We start from the raw sequence: 16548 nt of genomic DNA, 5'->3' as shown, positions 1-16548 counted from the left end.
CACCTGGGAGCTGCTCAAATTTCCTACGGTTCCAAAGGACCAATAAATATACTGTTGAAGTTCTTCTGCCTTTGCAAAATAGGAAAGAACTGTAACTACGGCCGCCGTTATACTTCCAAACATTAATCCAATGATCAAAAGGGCCATGGTATCTTTTACCTTTCGGGCCATGGCAATAACAGCTAGTAATACCAATACGCTACCTATACTAGATGCAATGGCGAGTGAGATATCGTTGACTAAAAAAACACCCAAGGAGAAGACTCCACTGCCCATAATAAGAAAGGCAGCTCCTAAACTAGCTCCAGAACTTATTCCCAATACAAAAGGTCCGGCTAGTGGGTTTCGAAACAAGGTTTGCATCAATAGTCCACTCAAAGAAAGTCCACTCCCAACGAGTATTGCGGTAAAGGCCTTTGGTAGTCTGTATTCCCAAATAATGTATGCCCAGGAGTCATTTGAGGAGACAGCTGTGAATAGTTCTTTTAGCGTAGCAGAAAAAGGGATCTCAACAGAACCGAAGCTAATGTTGATCCCAAAGCTTACTAAAAGCAGGATAAATAATAATATAAATCGATATGGGTATCTACTTTTCAATTATTGCAATGGCTTAAAGAAAAATAATTTGTGTTCTGGCAAAACTTCCGGATGAAAGATATGGATAAGGTCTTTTAGTATCAAATCTGGTCTGTTTGGACCCAGTTCGAAGAAAATAAGTCCGCCAGTTTCTCCCTTGCTCCGCGCATAGGTATAGATCTTCTTATTCTTAAGCGGGTTGAATTGAAGATAATGAGAATTTGCCTTTTCTAGATCGGAATAGAAAGTAAATTGGGAGGGCGATATCCAATAATCGGCATTAGTGGCTTTCGCCAATACACTTTCAAGGCTTAAGGAGAGACTTCCGGTTTCCTCGGTCTCTTCCCATAGATAGCGGGCATTTGCATCTTCAATGAACTGTGCTGCCCAGCTTTTTCCTCCGGGGGCATACCAAACATCCTTATAAAGCGCACCACTCATCACCGAGGGGATAGTGTTTGCATTTTTTGCCAGCTCTTTTGCTTGTTGGTAGGCCTCAGCGATGGAATCGAATAGGATCTCCGCCTTTTCTTCCAGTTGGAAGAATGGCGCAAAGAATTTTATCCATTCTGCCTTTCCCAGTGGAGTTTGCTCTGTCCAGTCGCCATTATAGACTACAGGTATTCCCGATCTCTTAAGCGTTTCATAGGTTTTATTCTCGGAAGAGATACTAAATCCAACGACCACTTCGGGTTTTAAACGAAGGGTCATTTCGGTATTCATCATTTCATTATTGCCGAGATTGATCACTTTACCTGCAGACACTCGTGCTCTTGTATATTCTGAAGAAATGTAGTCTGTTCCGGGAAATCCGGATAAACGATCACCAACCTCAAGTGCTTCCAGAGCGGGTATATGTGTTGTGGAGGTTACTACAAGGTTTTCTATGGGTACAGGGATCACAGCATCGAAGTGGGAAGGGTCAATTAATACTTCAGCCATCTTTTCCCTCGGCACTAGCGCATAAGTAAAACTTTTATCGGCCGCTGGCCAGGGAGAATTAACTGTGATAACGGTGATACCTTCACTTGTATTTTGCACTTCAAATCCTTTGGCATGGGCTATGGTTGATTCTCTATTTTCGAGAAGTTCTATAGAAGAAATACCATCTTTGTTTTCGGAATTCTTGCAAGCAAAAAGGCCTATCATCAGTAGAAAAAAGAAGAAAAATCTCATGGACATTTGATCAGAGATGTCAAAAGTAAGGTTAATTACACTGAGTCAAAAAGATTAGGTAATTTGTTTATCTTCGCCACGAAGTTTGGTTGCTGCCTAAGCTATGAGGCAGCATTAAAAGGGAATCCGGTTTAAATCCGGAACTGTTCCCGCAACTGTGAGCTCAGTAGATCCTCTTAGTAGGAACTATGTTTGTCATTTCTTCAAAACCACTGTCTTTGAATATCTAAGATGGGAAGGTAGATGTCAAAACGCAAGTCAGGAGACCTGCCAGTTTCAAAAAAACGATGTATAACTTTCGGGACAAAAGTTTACGTATGTATACTTCATACGCTACTCCGATTTTAGGAATTTAAATCTGTGAACAAAAAATTATGGAAGGCCTGTGCTCTAATGGTCATTGGCACATCAATGTGGGCACAAGATGGAATCAAAGATTCGATAAACGTTCAAAAATTAGAAGAAGTTGTGGTGAGTGACACCCGATTTCCCATTCGAAGAGAAAATTCAGGAAAGACGGTCATTCAGATTGGTCCGGAAGAACTCTCCAGGAGTCAGGGAAAATCCCTGCCAGAGATCATCAATACAAAAAGTGGAATAGAGTTGTCAGGAAGCCGGGGTAGACCAGGGGAGATACTGGGAGCTTTTATCAGAGGGGGACGAGGGAAACAAGTCATTGTGGTGATAGATGGGATACGGGTCTCCGATCCTTCTTCATTTTCCCAGGAGTACGACCTACGTCTATTGCCAACATCGAGCATTGAGTCGGTTGAGATCATTAAAGGTGCCTCCAGCACATTGTACGGGGCAAATGCGGCCACAGCGGTCATAAACATAACCACTAGAAAAGCTTCTGACAGGAAAATTGCCGGAACTTTCCAATCATCCATGGGAAGTAACCAAACCACCAATGACCAGCGATATCGTTTAAATTCTTTCGCAAATAGTGCCAGAATAGACGGGACAATAGACAAATGGGATTATACGGTGGGATTCAGTCATCGCTTTGCGGATGGATTATCCTCCATCAATACTGCTGCAGATGAGGCAGATCCATTTTCCACTATAAGTATAGATCTAAAGATTGGGTATAGCTTCAGTCCGAAATTTAAGACTAGTTTCTATGGAAGTCAGTCTAAACTGCGAGCGGCTTATGACGAATCTTTCGGTATGGTAGATGCGCCTTATTCTTTTGAAAGTACTCAGGAAAGGATAGGATCAACTTCTCAATTTATATATGGATCCGGATCTACCACTTTGAATATAGCCTATGCTTCTTATGACTCAGAAAATTTTAGCGCTTTCCCGGGAACATTTCGTGGACAAAATGTAATAGGTGATCTTTTTAATAAAAACACATTTGGTAAGTTCCTCACAATAGTAGGGGTCAATTACAATCTTGAAAGAACAGAATTTGATAATTACCGTCAATTTACATTTGTGGATCCTTATGCGTCTATCGTTTATATTGGGTCTAAAGGATTTCAATTAAATACAGGAGGGCGATTGAACAATCATTCAGAATATGGCAGTCAGTTTGTATATACATTGAATCCAAGCTTTACCTTAAAAAATGAGAATGGGTATGTAAAATTTCTCGGAAGTTATGCAACTGCCTATATTACTCCCTCTCTAACCCAATTATTTGGTCAGTTTGGAGCTAATCCGGATCTAAAACCAGAATCTAACCGGACTATTGAGGCGGGTGTAGAATACTTGATCACCAATAAGCTGAGGGCGAGCGCACTTTATTTTGACAGAAAGGAAGAAGACTTTGTGTTTTTTGACAATGCCAGTTTTCAATATGGCAATGCAGCAAATACCATTAATGCAAAAGGCCTGGAAATTGAAATTAATTGGTCTCCAGTGAACTCCTTGACTGTAGAAGCTAATTATACTTTTACTGAGAGAACAGGGGACAATGCTATCCGCATTCCCAAGCATAAGGTAAATACGAGTGTTGGCTATCAGCTTTGTTTTCGGAACATTTAGCGATGTAGAATTAGATCCTTTTGGTCTACTTGGTTTTTATACGTCATATACGGTGATACCAAATAGATTTAGCGTCTTTCTCAATGGGGATAACCTGTTAAATGAATCTTTTACGGAAGTACTCGGTTTTAATACTCGCGGCCGAAATATCAGCGCCGGTTTTACCATAAAGCTCTGAGAAATAAAATAAAAATGACCTGTTAAAGCAGGCCATTTCAGTAATTTCAAGAAAGATCTTTATTCGTCGTTTTTGCTTATTGGTTTTAAATTGTCCATGATCATCAGGTCCTGATTGCGGGAGAAGGAATCAGAGTCAGCAATTGGTTTTGCGGGCATACGAACACCAAAATCGCGTTTCCCGGAAACTCCGGTGATATCTTCAATTGCCCGTGCTAATAATGGCTCATTAAGATCTCCGAGGATCCCAAGATTTAAAACATCTTCGGCCAATTCTATTTCAGGTACAAGGCCATCGGTATAGTCTGAGAATCCGGCAGAATTCTCTCCTCGCCCAATGATAGCCTGGATGGCCCAGGAATTATCAGGATTAATAAATGATTCACGGGCAGCCGTATAGACATAGGGCAGACCATCTCTGTCAGGATCATCTACAAGTGTTACTGAGAATTCGTTCTTGCCTGTAGTTGTTGTGCCCACCTGGATAACTTCCATGTAGGGATCTAAACAGTTGATCACCAATTCACTTGCTGAGGCAGATCTATTGGTAGTTAAAATGTAAACCCTATTCAAATTCAGGGTATTAATAGACATTCCGCTGGTGGTTTGATCTACGAAATTATCTTCCGCAGAAGAACCAAATACTTCCTGTAGTTTAGGATTGTATCTTCTACGATAGAATAAATCATCGGTATTAGTACCATAGATCATACTGGACAATTGGACAGCGCTACTTACAAATCCTCCCGGATTGTACCTAAGGTCCAATACCAGATCAGTGATCCCCTGTGATTTTAATGCTCCAATGGTGTTATTTAATTCATCATTATAATCGGTTAAGAACCTACGGTAGAAAATATAACCGATCTTTTGTCCATTGGTTTCGATCATATTCGATACATAGATGGGGTTTTCCTGGAAGTTTTCTTGCTTGGTAAGTTCTACATCCTTTCCATTGGCCACAAATGTGTCATTTTCATAATTGGCCATGTTAAGGGTATAGGTATCATTCTCCCCAAATAATAGATCTATATAATTACTCTCTGTGAGTTCAATGCCGTCTACACCGCTAAAAAATTCACCTCTGGTAATATCTTCCCCATCAGCATCTGAGTTTGGGGTAACGTACCGGACATACCCAGCTATCTCGTTGGTTCCGTAAGCAATAAGACCAAAACTTAGCCCATTACTCTTGGTAACACCTGTAAGTGAATTTGTAAACTCTTCGTAATCGTCGCTATAAAATGTAAAACGATCTTCGCTGAACAAAAGTTGATTTTCAAGAAAGGCGGTCGGATTTGCTTCAGATTGAAGGAATTCTGTATACTCTGCATTAGTGCTAAATCTGTCGTCTGCCAAATTAGGAACTTCGGCCTGCCAGAAATACCACAGATTGAGAGACTTCCACATAAAATCCTGTATATCGAGATTGGCGGTAGGATTGGGATTAAGCCCTCCCTGGTTTACATCGTCATCTTTGCTGCAGGAAAGGCCCACAAAGGCAGCTACCAGCATGATTAGTAAGCGCTTTTTCATATTTTCTTTTTTTTTTGACTTTACCTCAATAATTATTCCAAAAGTATGCGAAACCAAAGGTCTTTTTATACCTTGGGTGATATTAGACAATATCAGGTGTAGGGAAGGTTATTAGAAGCTAAAGTAAGCAGATATTAAATAAGAAAAAAAAATTTGTAACAATTTTCGTTATAGGTCGTCTTGCTTATGTAACACACCTATTAAATGGTCTTAACAACCGCCGATCAACCAAGAATGACACAAACAGAGTTTATTCAGATTGTCATGCCCTTTAAGGACAAATTATACCGGCTGGCAAAAAGGCTGCTGGTGTCCTCTGAAGAAGCAGAAGACGCCACTCAGGAAGTGTTGATGAAATTATGGGCGAAAAAGAAAGGAATGGGCCGGTACAGGAATGTGGAAGCCTTTGCGATGACAATGACCAAGAATTTTTGCCTGGATAGATTAAAATCTAAACAGTCTGGCAACTTAAAATTGGTTCATAGCAATTATGCAGATGAAACCAAGTCATTACAAAGACAAGTTGAAGTAAATGACAGTCTGCAATGGGTTGAGAAGATCATGGATACCTTGCCCGAACAGCAAAAACTGGTCTTACAATTAAGAGATATTGAAGAATACAGTTTTGAAGAAATAGCAGAAATGCTCGATATGCAGCCTGCGACCGTAAGAGTTACTTTGTCTAGGGCTCGTAAAATGGTTAGGGAAAAATTAGTAGAAAAACACAACTATGGAATTAGATAGAATAGAAAGATTACTGGAGAAATACTTTGAGGCCCAGACCACGAAAGCCGAAGAGCAGGTCTTACGGGATTATTTTACCGGAGACAGTGTTGCGGAACATTTGGAACAGTACAGTGCCATGTTCTCATTTTTCTCGAGTGCCAAACAAGAGCGGTTTACAAAGCAGGTGCCATTAAAAACCAGCAAAGCGTATTATAGGTGGATATCCGTTGCAGCCGTTGCCGTCTTGGTTTTTGGAATATATTTTGGTAATCAATACCAGGAAAGAAGGGAAGCAGAATACGCTTACCTCCAGACAAAGAAGGCCCTAGGTCTTCTGGCCCAAAATTTGGATCGTGGGACCAAAAAAGTGGCTTATTTACATGAATTTGAAGAAACAAAGCAAAAAATTTACAAAAACAATTAAAAAACAACAGTATGAAAAAGTATCTAGTATTAATAGTAATAGCACTGCTTCCATTTGCAGGGTTCTCACAATCTATCTTTGATAAGTTCGAAGATATGGATGAGGTAAGTTCTGTGATCGTCAATAAAAATATGTTCGATCTCCTTGTAAAAATGGATGTGAATGTGGACGAACCCGAGGCCAGAGAGGCGATGGAAATTGCCAAAAGTCTCAGTGGTTTAAAGGTTTTCGTAACCGAGAACAAAGGCATATCCGCCGATATGAGATCTACGGTAGACCGTTATTTAAAAAACGCATCTCTTGAGGAGCTTATGCGCGTAAAGGACAAGGACGCCAATGTAAAGTTCTATATCCGTAAAGGAAAGGATGAGGACCATGTAAGCGAACTACTGATGTTTGTTACCGGGATCAAAAATTCCGATATAGAGATTAATGATCGTAAAATTGAAACGGTTCTGTTAACGCTTACGGGGGATATTGACCTGACAAAGATTGGGGCCTTGACAAAGAAGATGAATCTACCCAAGGAGCTAAATCAAATTGAAAAAAAGAAATCCTAACAATGGGTTGGAGGACTGTGGGTATTACTGCTAAGCAAATACCCTCAGTCTTCTTACCAATTAATGAACCTTAAAAATCATGAAAACGATCACTCGAATACTATCACTTTTAACTGTGTTACTTTTTATAGGCTGTTCCTCTACCCAGAGTTTACAGGAGTACTATGTAGACAGCGCAGAAAATCCAAATTTTATTTCTTTAGACCTACCGGCAAGCATACTAAATCTTAACGAGGTAGACTTAACGGAATCGCAGAGAACAGCTGTACAATCCCTGAGAAAGCTCAATGTATTGGCATTCAGAAAAACAGCTTCGAACAACACAGAATATGAAATTGAAAAAGGGAAAGTAAATGCAATTTTAAAGAATAAAGACTTTAAAGAGCTGATGAAGCTTAATTCTCAATATGGCAAAGGCTATGTAAAGTACCTGGGAGAAGAAGATGCTATTGATGAGGTGATCATCTACGGCAATATGGATGACAAGGGTTTTGCCCTGGTAAGAGTACTTGGGAAGGATATGAATCCTGCTTATTTAGTGCAATTAATGCAAGCCCTGCAAAAATCTGATTACAAAGGAGAAGGATTAGGAGAGATAGGTCAATTTCTAAAAGGGTAATAAGATTGTAGAATAATTCAAAAACCTGCCTGGTTCATTAGGCAGGTTTATTTATTTATTTGCGGAAGAATTTATATACCGGTATAATTACTAGGGGTAATTGCGTTGAGTTCGGTTTTTAATTCATCAGATATCTTCAGTGTCTCAATAAACTGTCCAATAGAATCCTTGGTGATGGCCGTATTAGTCCTTGTAAGCTCTTTTAACGCCTCATAAGGATTAGGATACCCTTCACGCCTTAAGATAGTTTGAATAGCCTCTGCTACCACTGCCCAATTGTTTTCGAGGTCCTTTGCAATTTTATCTGCATTCAACAAAAGTTTTCCAAGTCCTTTTAAAGTAGCCTGCATCGCAATAAGCGTGTGAGCAAATGGAACACCAATATTTCTTAATACTGTACTGTCCGTGAGATCGCGTTGAAGTCTTGAGATAGGCAGCTTGGCGGCGAGGTGCTCGAACAGAGCATTGGCAATACCCAGATTTCCTTCAGAATTCTCAAAGTCGATTGGATTCACTTTATGTGGCATAGCAGAAGATCCTACTTCGCCTTCTTTTATCCTTTGTTTAAAATAGTCCATGGAAATATAGGTCCACAGATCTCTGTTGAGGTCAATAAGAATAGTATTTATCCTTTTCAGGCCATCGAACAGCGCCGCCATATGATCATAATGCTCCACCTGGGTTGTAGGGAACGAATGGTAAAGCCCTAATTGGTTTTTTACAAAATCTTGCCCAAACTGCTTCCAATCTATATTGGGATAGGCTACATGGTGTGCATTGTAATTTCCTGTGGCACCTCCAAACTTGCAGGCTGAAGGAATATCGTTCAATAAATTGAATTGTTCCTCTAGCCGGGTTACAAATACATTTAATTCTTTTCCGAGCCTGGTAGGGGACGCAGGCTGCCCATGGGTCCTGGCAAGCATAGGTACCTTTTCCCAATCTTTTGCCAGTGATTTCAATTTCTTCAGCAATTCCGAATATTGCGGTACATATACTTCATTCATTGCTTCCTTAAGGGACAATGGAATGGCAGTATTGTTTATATCCTGAGAGGTTAAGCCAAAATGGATGAATTCTTTAAAATTAGACAGATCTAAAGCATCAAACTTTCCTTTAATAAAGTATTCAACGGCTTTTACATCGTGATTCGTGGTTTTTTCTATCTCCTTGATCGCCAAAGCATCCTCTGTTGTAAACTCCAGATATATCTTTCGTAATGCCTCGAGTTTTTCGGGTTGAATCGACTTTAATTGGGGAAGGGGCAAAGCTGCCAGTGCCAGAAAATACTCTACCTCTACGCGTACCCTGTATTTCATCAGAGCTTCCTCGGAAAAGTAAGAAGTTAAGGAAATAACTTTACTCTTGTAGCGCCCATCTATAGGGGATATAGCCTTTATTTCGTTAGAGATCATAGGATGTGATATCATGTAAATCAGAAAGCGCAAAGATAGCCATTAGTTTTGAGTTGGAAAGGGCTCATTAGATAGTTGGCGACCATGATGACATACTGGATTTTAGCTATTCCCAATAATGGATCGATTATCACAGAGTGGTATCCAGCAAGGTATTTACCAGTTCAGGTACGCCCTCTGACGCTTTCTTAGCAATGATCTGAAGGTTAAAGTCCGCTGAGGTATCTATAGCAGGTTTAGGATCAATAAAGTAGACAGGTGTCCCCGGTTTGGCATAATACATTAGACTGGCTGCAGGATACACCTGTAATGAAGTGCCTATGATGATCAGAATATCTGCGAGGGAAGTAAGGGAGGCTGCCTGGGATAGTAGAGGCACTTCCTCACCAAACCAAACAATATGCGGTCTCAACTGATGTCCTTGGTCACACAAATTCCCTAACTTGAGATCTTTTTTCCACTCATACACGGTATAAGGTGGTGCGGTGCTTCTTACTTTAAACAGTTCGCCGTGAAGATGTACTACATCTGTGCTGCCGGCTCTTTCGTGAAGATCATCCACGTTTTGAGTTACGATGGTTACTTTGTAATGGTTTTCTAGAATTGCCAATGCTTTGTGGCCTTCATTTGGTTGAGCTTTTAGCAATTGCTTGCGTCTTTCATTATAAAATTCCAGGACCAATTCCGGATTGGCTCTAAATCCCTGAGGCGAAGCAACTTCCATTACGTCATGTCCTTCCCAAAGGCCTCCGGCATCTCTAAATGTTTTTAAGCCACTATCAGCGCTCATACCGGCACCGGAGAGGACTACGATCTTTTTACTCATGTTACTACTTTTTCTAAAATTACGTTTTTATTATATTCGAACTATGGAAGATCCTGCCTTGGTTGATTATTTGGAATCATTTGTTTCCAAGGACCGACTTAAGCGTTTTGAAGAGGTCCTGTCCTTACGAACCAAATATTTGACAGTTGTTATGGAGGATGTATATCATTTGCACAATGCGAGTGCAGTGATTCGCAGCGCAGATATTTTTGGAATTCAGGAGGTTCATGTAATTGAACGCAGATTCGGCAAAAGATTAGATAAAAAAATAGCACTGGGAGCGCAGAAATGGACAGATATCCACAGGTATAAATCAACAGAAGAGTGTCTGCGTATTTTAAAGAAACGCGATTATACTTTAGTAGCCACTACGCCAAAGAAAGATGCCTTGCCTATAGACAGACTGAACATTTCCGGAAAGATAGCTTTTCTGTTTGGTGCTGAAAAAGAGGGACTTAGTGATGCAGCTTTGAACGGGGCAGACCAGTTTGTCCATATCCCTATGGTTGGTTTTACGAAAAGTCTCAATGTTTCTGTTGCCGCCGCCATCATATTGCAGCAAATGACAACTAAGCTGCGCACAACAGATCTGACCTGGCAATTACCTGATGGCGAAAAGGAGGCAAAAAGACAAGATTGGATAAAAAAATCGATTAAAGATATTGATCAGATAATTGACCGTTATAATACCAAAATATAGAAAGATATTGTATCTTTCAAATGAACCAACTAATTGATACACAAATGTATATTGCACTTTATATTATTATCGCCCTGGTCGGAATTATACTTTTTCTGGCCCTTATTGCACCCAAGTCTTATGATGTGAATAGATCTGTTGAGATCGCCAAGCCAAAGACGGAAGTATTCGATTACATCAAATACTTAAAGAACAATGATACCTGGTCACCCTGGGCGAGAAAGGATCCGAATATGGAAAAGAAATTTACGGGGACTGACGGTGAAGTAGGTGCCATTAGTTATTGGAACGGGAATAAAGATGTAGGGGAAGGGGAGCAGGAGATCACCAAAATAATTCCCGGTGAAAGAATAGAAGGCGAATTGCGGTTTTTAAAACCATGGAAGTCTACTTCTGATTGCTATCTGGATGTGGAAGAGGTTCCTAATAATGGAACTAAAGTTACCTGGGGTTTTAAAGGAAACAACAAGTTTCCTATGAGTATTATGATGCTTTTTATGAGTATGGATAAGATGGTAGGGAAAGATTTTGAAGAAGGGCTGGCGTCCCTAAAAACACAAATGGAATCTTAAATTAAACATTATGGAGGCTAATATGGTTGGCTGGTTCGAGATACCTGTGGCTGATATGGACCGCGCTAAAAAATTTTATGAAGCCGTATTTAAAGTAAAAATTGAAGTGCAAAACTTTAACGATCTGCTAATGGGTATGTTTCCCTTTGCTGAGGGTAAAATGGGTGCTTCAGGTTCATTGGTTAAGCAAGCCGATTTTTATCACCCCAGTAAAACGGCCGGACCTCTCTTATATTTTTCTTCTAAAGATGTACAGGAACAAGTAGACAGGATCGAAAAGGCAGGGGGTAAGATCCTGCAAACTAAAAAACTTATTAGTGAGGATATAGGTTATATGGCCTTGTTTATTGATAGTGAAGGCAATAGAATAGCTCTTCATTCACGCCACTAAAGATTATATATAAAAGATAGGGGCTTCTGCCCGGGCTCCAAATCGCATTGGCAGGTAACTGGTGCCAATGCCTTTTGAAACATACATCAGTGATTGTTTACTTTTATACCATCCATTTACGTAGCCCCCGCTCCCAACGGGTGTATAAAATACATTTCCCAATAGTTGAATCTGACCCCCATGAGTATGTCCACAAAGAATAAGCTTAATATGTACCTTAAGTTCAAGAAGAAAACGATCTATATAGTCGCGGTATTGAGGACAATGATTTAAGATGATGGTATCATGGGTATAGTCAATATCTCTTGCCGCCATTTTTATATCCGGTTTCCCCATCATCATATCGTCTATCCCAACGATGTTAATCCGCCGCCTCCCTTTTGTAAAAGTTAAAGATTCATTGATGAGCAATTTTCCATTGTACTTTCCGAAAAGTTCGTGATACATATCCGGTGATACCTTCCCGTCATATTCTTTATTACCCATAATGACAATTTTGGGTATTTCTAATGGAATTAACTTTAAGAAGGCCTCCAATAGGGCTAATTGATTGGGCCAATTGATAGAATCACCGGTAAAGAATAACAAGTCGGGTTTTTGCAGATCTGTAAGTTGAATGACCTTTATGGTGTCCTCACTACCTTCCCTGATATCGTGCCTGGACCATTTAATTATGTACTTTTCTATCCAAAAGGCATCCAGAAAAAGAAAACCTACAAGTCCTAAAAAAGACAAGATCACAAATTTTCTCCTGCTAATTTTCATAATACAAGTAGATCCTTAATGTGAGAAAAGAAGGTTATTGAGCTAGTTCTAATAATGCCACAGAATAGGCGTTATCTAAGATTACACGACCTTTCTTTACTTCAACGAGTGTTTGAGAATAGGTGTCAAATAATTGGGTGCCATCCCCAAAAAAACCTTTAACCCAAAGTGATTTTTTTCCTTTAGGAAGATCAAGTCCAACCACCACTTTGTCTTTATATTCACCATCCGTGTAGGTTCTGCTAAAAACATATGGTTTTTTTGCCAATCGCTTGTGTTTACCTGCCCCAATAGCGGGATGATGATTTCGAAACTGACCTAATTTTTGCCAGTGAGTTAGGATGTCCTTTGTGTTAAGGCTATCTATCTCGTTCCAGTTCATAAATGAACGTAACGTAGCATCTCCCACAGTGCCTTCTATAGTAAGATCGCGTGCAGTTTCGTCCCCGTAATATACCTGGGATGCTCCTGGAGTTAGCAAGAGTACATTAGCGGAATAAAATGGTTTTGTTCTGTCCTTGTCGAATGGACTTCCATCATCATGAGAAGTTAGGTAATTTACTACACTTTGCCCATTTAATTTAGAATGCAGAAGGCTGCTATATTTCTTAAAGATCTGTTCATAATCCTTATTAGCGTCTGTTTTCAATTCAAAATTGATAAGACTATTAAAACCATTAGAGAAATAATCTACCTTTTTATCACCAAAATCAAAAGTACGCCCACCGGAAATGCCATAGTTATAAACCTCTCCAACCATAAAGAAAGGGGCATCATCCAAAACCTGATCCTGATGCTTCTTTTTCCAATTTTCAAAGGCATAGGAAGCTTCTTTGTACAATTCGGCCCAGGCTTTTTCGTCTGCATGTTTAACCGTATCTACCCTGAATCCATCTATACCTAGGTCATTGACATAATCTGTTAACCATTTGATGATATAGAACCTGGGGGCGCGGGGATATCCGGTCCTGTCAAAGAACAGTTCAAGTTCGTCTAGTTCAATGCTTAGCCTTCCCTCATCCTTCCACTTTGCTAATAAGGCATCGGGCAGATCTACTGCTTCGTCAGTAGCGGTCAGTATGTCGGGTAAATTTGCCACCAAAGTGCAAGTGGTGGTAGATTCATAATTTTCAAAGGTGCAGGTAGGTTCTGTGATCACCCATTCTGATGGCCAGACCGGGTCTTCTTCCGTGACCGGACCTGTGTGATTCAAAACTACGTCCATCAGAATTCGGATCCCTTTCTCATGAGCTTTTTTCACCATTTTTTCAAGATCTTTTCTGCTGCCGAAATTTGGGTCAAGTGCCGTCCAATCCTTAGCCCAATATCCGTGGTAAGCATAGGTGTTCCCTGTGCCTTCATCGGTAGCACCATGAACCTGTTCTACCACAGGTGTAAACCAGATAGCATTGATCCCGAGATCTGTAAAGTAACCCTCTTCAATTTTTTGAGTGATCCCCTGAATGTCACCACCCATGAAGCCCCTCAAAGGCCCTGTTTCTTCCGTTCTGTTGAAATTGATATCGTTTTCCGGATTGCCATTGTTAAAACGATCGGTAAGTAAGAAATAAATATTAGCACCAGCCCAGCGAAATGGGATAGTTTCTTTTACAATTACCGGAGTATCATTTTGAACTATGGCAGCTTGTGATGATGTGACTGTGGAATCCTTGCATGCTGTCAAAAGGATCATTAAGCACAAAAAAGCCAGTACTCTCTTCATTAATTGGTGTATTTGAGGAATGCCTGCTTCAAACATTGAATAAATTAACAAGGATTTCCTTGTATTAGCTAATGGATCAGGAAGGCTTTTTATTTTTTTTAAAGCTATAAAATGATCTTGGATTAATAAAATTTAATTGATCCGATCTAAAATCGTAAGCAAAGTAAATAACAGCAACCTGCATTCCTAAGAGTAAGAATCACCGTTTCCTGTTGAGCACCTTGTAGTCTTCATAGCAACTGCTTATTGCATCCAATATTTGGAGATCGTTGGCAGTGGTAATAAAGGATTTGGAGAAATTACAATTTGAGAGAATATCCTCAATATCTACTTTTTCCAATTGCAGAAGCTCGGTAAGGGTCTCCCGGTCGAATTTAGACGCCAGTAGATCTCTTATTTCATCGTCTTCCTTGATCAATCTTAATTTGCGCATCTGATTTGGCTTCTTGCCAAAAAGATTCCTCAGTAGGTCGGCCGGATTTAAAATAGCTCCCAGGACTTTGGTAACTGCACTGGGATTCTTATTGCCGGCTTCATAGCTCTTTGAAAGTCCGGAAATGCTGTATTGATAAGCAGTATTTATAGGAAGGTTCTTAACATCAATTTCCAAATACCCTGTTAGTTGGTAGGGACGAACGATTACCTCTTCCAGGGCGTAGGCCAATTCTGTAAGCGCTATTTTGGTGTCACTGAATTTGAACATATCATTGGTAACCCGTATTTTCTGAGATTTAAATCCGAGATACGAGAAATACAAGGTATCATTAACAGCGGCTCTTATCGAGAATTCACCACGTTCGTTGGTAATAGTACCTACAACTTGATTGAGATTCACTACATGAACGCTTTCCAGGGGTTCATCAGTTTGAGCATTGATCACCACAGCGCTGAATTGATCACTTTGCACATCAGGGTCTCTGTCCTGAGCAAAGATCAGCACAGAACTTAAGAGAGCAAGCCATAAGAGAATTTGTTTTTTCAAAGAAATCCAGTTTAGCACGAATAAACCAAAAAATCTAGAGTAAGATATCTTTTTTAATATAGAATTAACTAAAAGAAACCGTCCCTTTTTTTACTTCTTCTTTTGCCAGTACGTTGGCTTGGCCCTTTTGAGAATGAACGATCTTTGAAACTGCCTTTCCCCTTCTTGTCTTTGTTTCTTCTTCGACCTTTATCTTTACCCCTTCGACCTCCGCCACCTTCAGGGCTTTTAGATTCTTCTACATTTACAAACCTGCCGTCTACTTTAAAATCTTTAAAAGTATTTAGGATAGGCTCTCTCAATTCCGGGTTGGTATTGAAAAAGGAAAAACTGTCCTTCACATCCACTCTGTAGACATCATCTTTTCCAATATGCAGGGTATCCCTGAGAAAATCTTTTAAAGACATCCAGTCATAACCGTCTTTTTCTCCTACATTGATAAAATACCGAACTGTGCCATTTGAGGAAGATTCTTGCCCTCTGGAACTACGGGATTCCCTTTCACCACGCTGATTATCGGATGTATTGAGATCTTTTACTTTGCTGTAATAACTATAAAATCTTGTAAATTCTACCGAGATTATTTTCTTGATCAATTCTTCCCTATCTAAACCTTCGAACACATCATTTATGGCAGGCAGGTAGTTGTCTACAGCAGTGTTGATCTTCGTATTCCGGATTTTACTCGCCAGATGATACAATTGTATCTCGCAGATCTCCATACCTGAAGGGATCTTCTTAGTTTCAAATTTTTGTTTGATCATATTTTCAATGGTCTTTATTTTACGCAGTTCACTACGCGTAATGATAACCATTGAAATTCCCGATTTTCCAGCTCTACCGGTTCTTCCGCTTCTATGAGTATAGGTCTCTATCTCATCGGGTAATTGATAATTGATAACGTGTGAAATATCATCCACATCTATTCCCCTGGCAGCCACATCAGTAGCTACGAGCATCTGTATCTGTTTTTTTCTAAAAGAGTTCATCACCAGATCGCGTTGGTTCTGACTAAGATCACCGTGAAGTGCTCCGGCATTATACCCGTCTTCAACCAATTTTTCAGCAACTCTTTGTGTGTCTCTTTTAGTACGGCAGAAAACAACCGAGAAAATACCCGGATTGGCATCGGCCAGTCTTTTTAATGCTTCATAACGATCTCTACCACCTACAACATAATATTCGTGTTGAACTGTGTCTACACCCGAATTTTTTGTACCTACCGTTACTTCATGCGGCTTGTGCATAAACTTTTTGGCGATGGTTGAAACCTCCTTGGGCATGGTAGCTGAGAATAACCAGGTAGATTTTTCCTTTGGTGTAGTTGATAAAATGTCTTTGATGTCCTCATAAAAGCCCATATTGAGCATTTCATCGGCCTCATCGAG

Annotated in this window: 17 protein-coding genes and 1 riboswitch; of the genes, 8 read left to right on the top strand and 9 right to left on the bottom strand. The window is 40.0% G+C overall.

Annotation, left to right across the window (positions count from 1 at the left end; translation table 11 throughout):
- Window positions 1-597: iron chelate uptake ABC transporter family permease subunit (locus Q0X72_RS12205; RefSeq protein ID WP_297765843.1), on the bottom strand; the 597-nt coding region annotated here is incomplete at its 3' end.
- A complete protein-coding gene (locus tag Q0X72_RS12200) occupies window positions 598-1752 on the bottom strand; it encodes an ABC transporter substrate-binding protein (protein WP_297765841.1) in 1155 nt (384 codons plus the stop codon).
- 69 nt (window positions 1753-1821) lie between these two features.
- Window positions 1822-2042: riboswitch (cobalamin riboswitch) on the top strand.
- Window positions 2043-2112: 70 nt separating this feature from the next.
- Between Q0X72_RS12200 and Q0X72_RS12195 the strand changes: the two genes are divergently transcribed.
- Window positions 2113-3744, top strand: a complete 1632-nt coding sequence (locus Q0X72_RS12195) for a TonB-dependent siderophore receptor (protein WP_297765837.1) — start codon at window positions 2113-2115, stop codon at window positions 3742-3744.
- 237 nt (window positions 3745-3981) lie between these two features.
- On the opposite strand, the gene Q0X72_RS12185 is transcribed toward Q0X72_RS12195, so the two are convergent.
- Entirely contained in the window at window positions 3982-5457 is a 1476-nt protein-coding gene (locus tag Q0X72_RS12185) for a S41 family peptidase (RefSeq protein WP_297765834.1), read from the bottom strand.
- A 234-nt stretch (window positions 5458-5691) separates the two neighbouring features.
- Here Q0X72_RS12185 and Q0X72_RS12180 point away from each other — a divergent pair, with 234 nt between their 5' ends.
- The 4 genes from Q0X72_RS12180 (at window position 5692) to Q0X72_RS12165 (ending at window position 7786) form a co-directional block, all read left to right on the top strand.
- The gene (locus tag Q0X72_RS12180; RefSeq protein WP_297765849.1) at window positions 5692-6201 is read left to right on the top strand and encodes a sigma-70 family RNA polymerase sigma factor; all 510 of its coding nucleotides are present in this window, start codon (window positions 5692-5694) and stop codon (window positions 6199-6201) included.
- On the top strand, window positions 6188-6607 hold the full coding sequence (locus tag Q0X72_RS12175; protein WP_297765831.1) for a hypothetical protein: 420 nt from the start codon (window positions 6188-6190) through the stop codon (window positions 6605-6607). The genes Q0X72_RS12180 and Q0X72_RS12175 overlap by 14 nt, the downstream gene beginning before the upstream one ends.
- Before the next feature lie 11 nt (window positions 6608-6618).
- Complete coding sequence (locus Q0X72_RS12170) at window positions 6619-7167, top strand: DUF4252 domain-containing protein (protein ID WP_297765828.1); 549 nt, start codon at window positions 6619-6621, stop codon at window positions 7165-7167.
- 79 nt (window positions 7168-7246) lie between these two features.
- Window positions 7247-7786, top strand: a complete 540-nt coding sequence (locus Q0X72_RS12165; protein ID WP_297765824.1) for a DUF4252 domain-containing protein — start codon at window positions 7247-7249, stop codon at window positions 7784-7786.
- 71 nt (window positions 7787-7857) lie between these two features.
- On the opposite strand, the gene purB is transcribed toward Q0X72_RS12165, so the two are convergent.
- Both purB and Q0X72_RS12155 read right to left on the bottom strand, forming a co-directional pair.
- Window positions 7858-9201, bottom strand: a complete 1344-nt coding sequence (purB, locus tag Q0X72_RS12160; RefSeq protein ID WP_297765822.1) for an adenylosuccinate lyase — start codon at window positions 9199-9201, stop codon at window positions 7858-7860.
- 130 nt (window positions 9202-9331) lie between these two features.
- Window positions 9332-10027, bottom strand: a complete 696-nt coding sequence (locus tag Q0X72_RS12155) for an NAD-dependent deacylase (RefSeq protein ID WP_297765819.1) — start codon at window positions 10025-10027, stop codon at window positions 9332-9334.
- Between the two features lie 43 nt (window positions 10028-10070).
- On the opposite strand from Q0X72_RS12155, the gene Q0X72_RS12150 reads away from it, so the two are divergent.
- From Q0X72_RS12150 to Q0X72_RS12140, 3 genes are read left to right on the top strand one after another with little or no spacing between them, the layout of a single operon-like run.
- Window positions 10071-10727 carry an RNA methyltransferase gene (locus Q0X72_RS12150; RefSeq protein WP_297765816.1) on the top strand — a complete coding sequence of 219 codons (657 nt, stop codon included), beginning with the start codon at window positions 10071-10073 and terminating at the stop codon, window positions 10725-10727.
- Between the two features lie 44 nt (window positions 10728-10771).
- Window positions 10772-11299: an SRPBCC family protein gene (locus Q0X72_RS12145; RefSeq protein ID WP_297765846.1), complete on the top strand. Its 528-nt coding sequence runs from the start codon at window positions 10772-10774 to the stop codon at window positions 11297-11299.
- Window positions 11300-11309: 10 nt separating this feature from the next.
- A complete protein-coding gene (locus Q0X72_RS12140; RefSeq protein WP_297765813.1) occupies window positions 11310-11690 on the top strand; it encodes a VOC family protein in 381 nt (126 codons plus the stop codon).
- A 3-nt stretch (window positions 11691-11693) separates the two neighbouring features.
- On the opposite strand, the gene Q0X72_RS12135 is transcribed toward Q0X72_RS12140, so the two are convergent.
- The 4 genes from Q0X72_RS12135 to Q0X72_RS12120 all read right to left on the bottom strand — a co-directional run.
- Window positions 11694-12455, bottom strand: coding sequence for a metallophosphoesterase (locus tag Q0X72_RS12135; protein ID WP_297765810.1), 762 nt, complete (start codon window positions 12453-12455; stop codon window positions 11694-11696).
- A gap of 34 nt (window positions 12456-12489) precedes the next feature.
- Window positions 12490-14178, bottom strand: a complete 1689-nt coding sequence (locus Q0X72_RS12130) for an alpha-amylase family glycosyl hydrolase (RefSeq protein ID WP_297765807.1) — start codon at window positions 14176-14178, stop codon at window positions 12490-12492.
- Window positions 14179-14377: 199 nt separating this feature from the next.
- Window positions 14378-15160 (bottom strand): carboxypeptidase-like regulatory domain-containing protein, encoded by a 783-nt coding sequence (locus Q0X72_RS12125; protein WP_297765804.1) that lies wholly within the window; start codon window positions 15158-15160, stop codon window positions 14378-14380.
- 68 nt (window positions 15161-15228) lie between these two features.
- The coding region (locus Q0X72_RS12120; RefSeq protein ID WP_297765801.1) for a DEAD/DEAH box helicase at window positions 15229-16548 on the bottom strand (1320 nt) is incomplete at its 5' end.

This window comes from uncultured Muriicola sp. (genome assembly GCF_947258935.1).
Classification (GTDB): domain Bacteria; phylum Bacteroidota; class Bacteroidia; order Flavobacteriales; family Flavobacteriaceae; genus Muriicola.
Note: the sequence above shows the minus strand (reverse complement) of the source record. Positions and strands in the feature narration are given on the sequence as shown.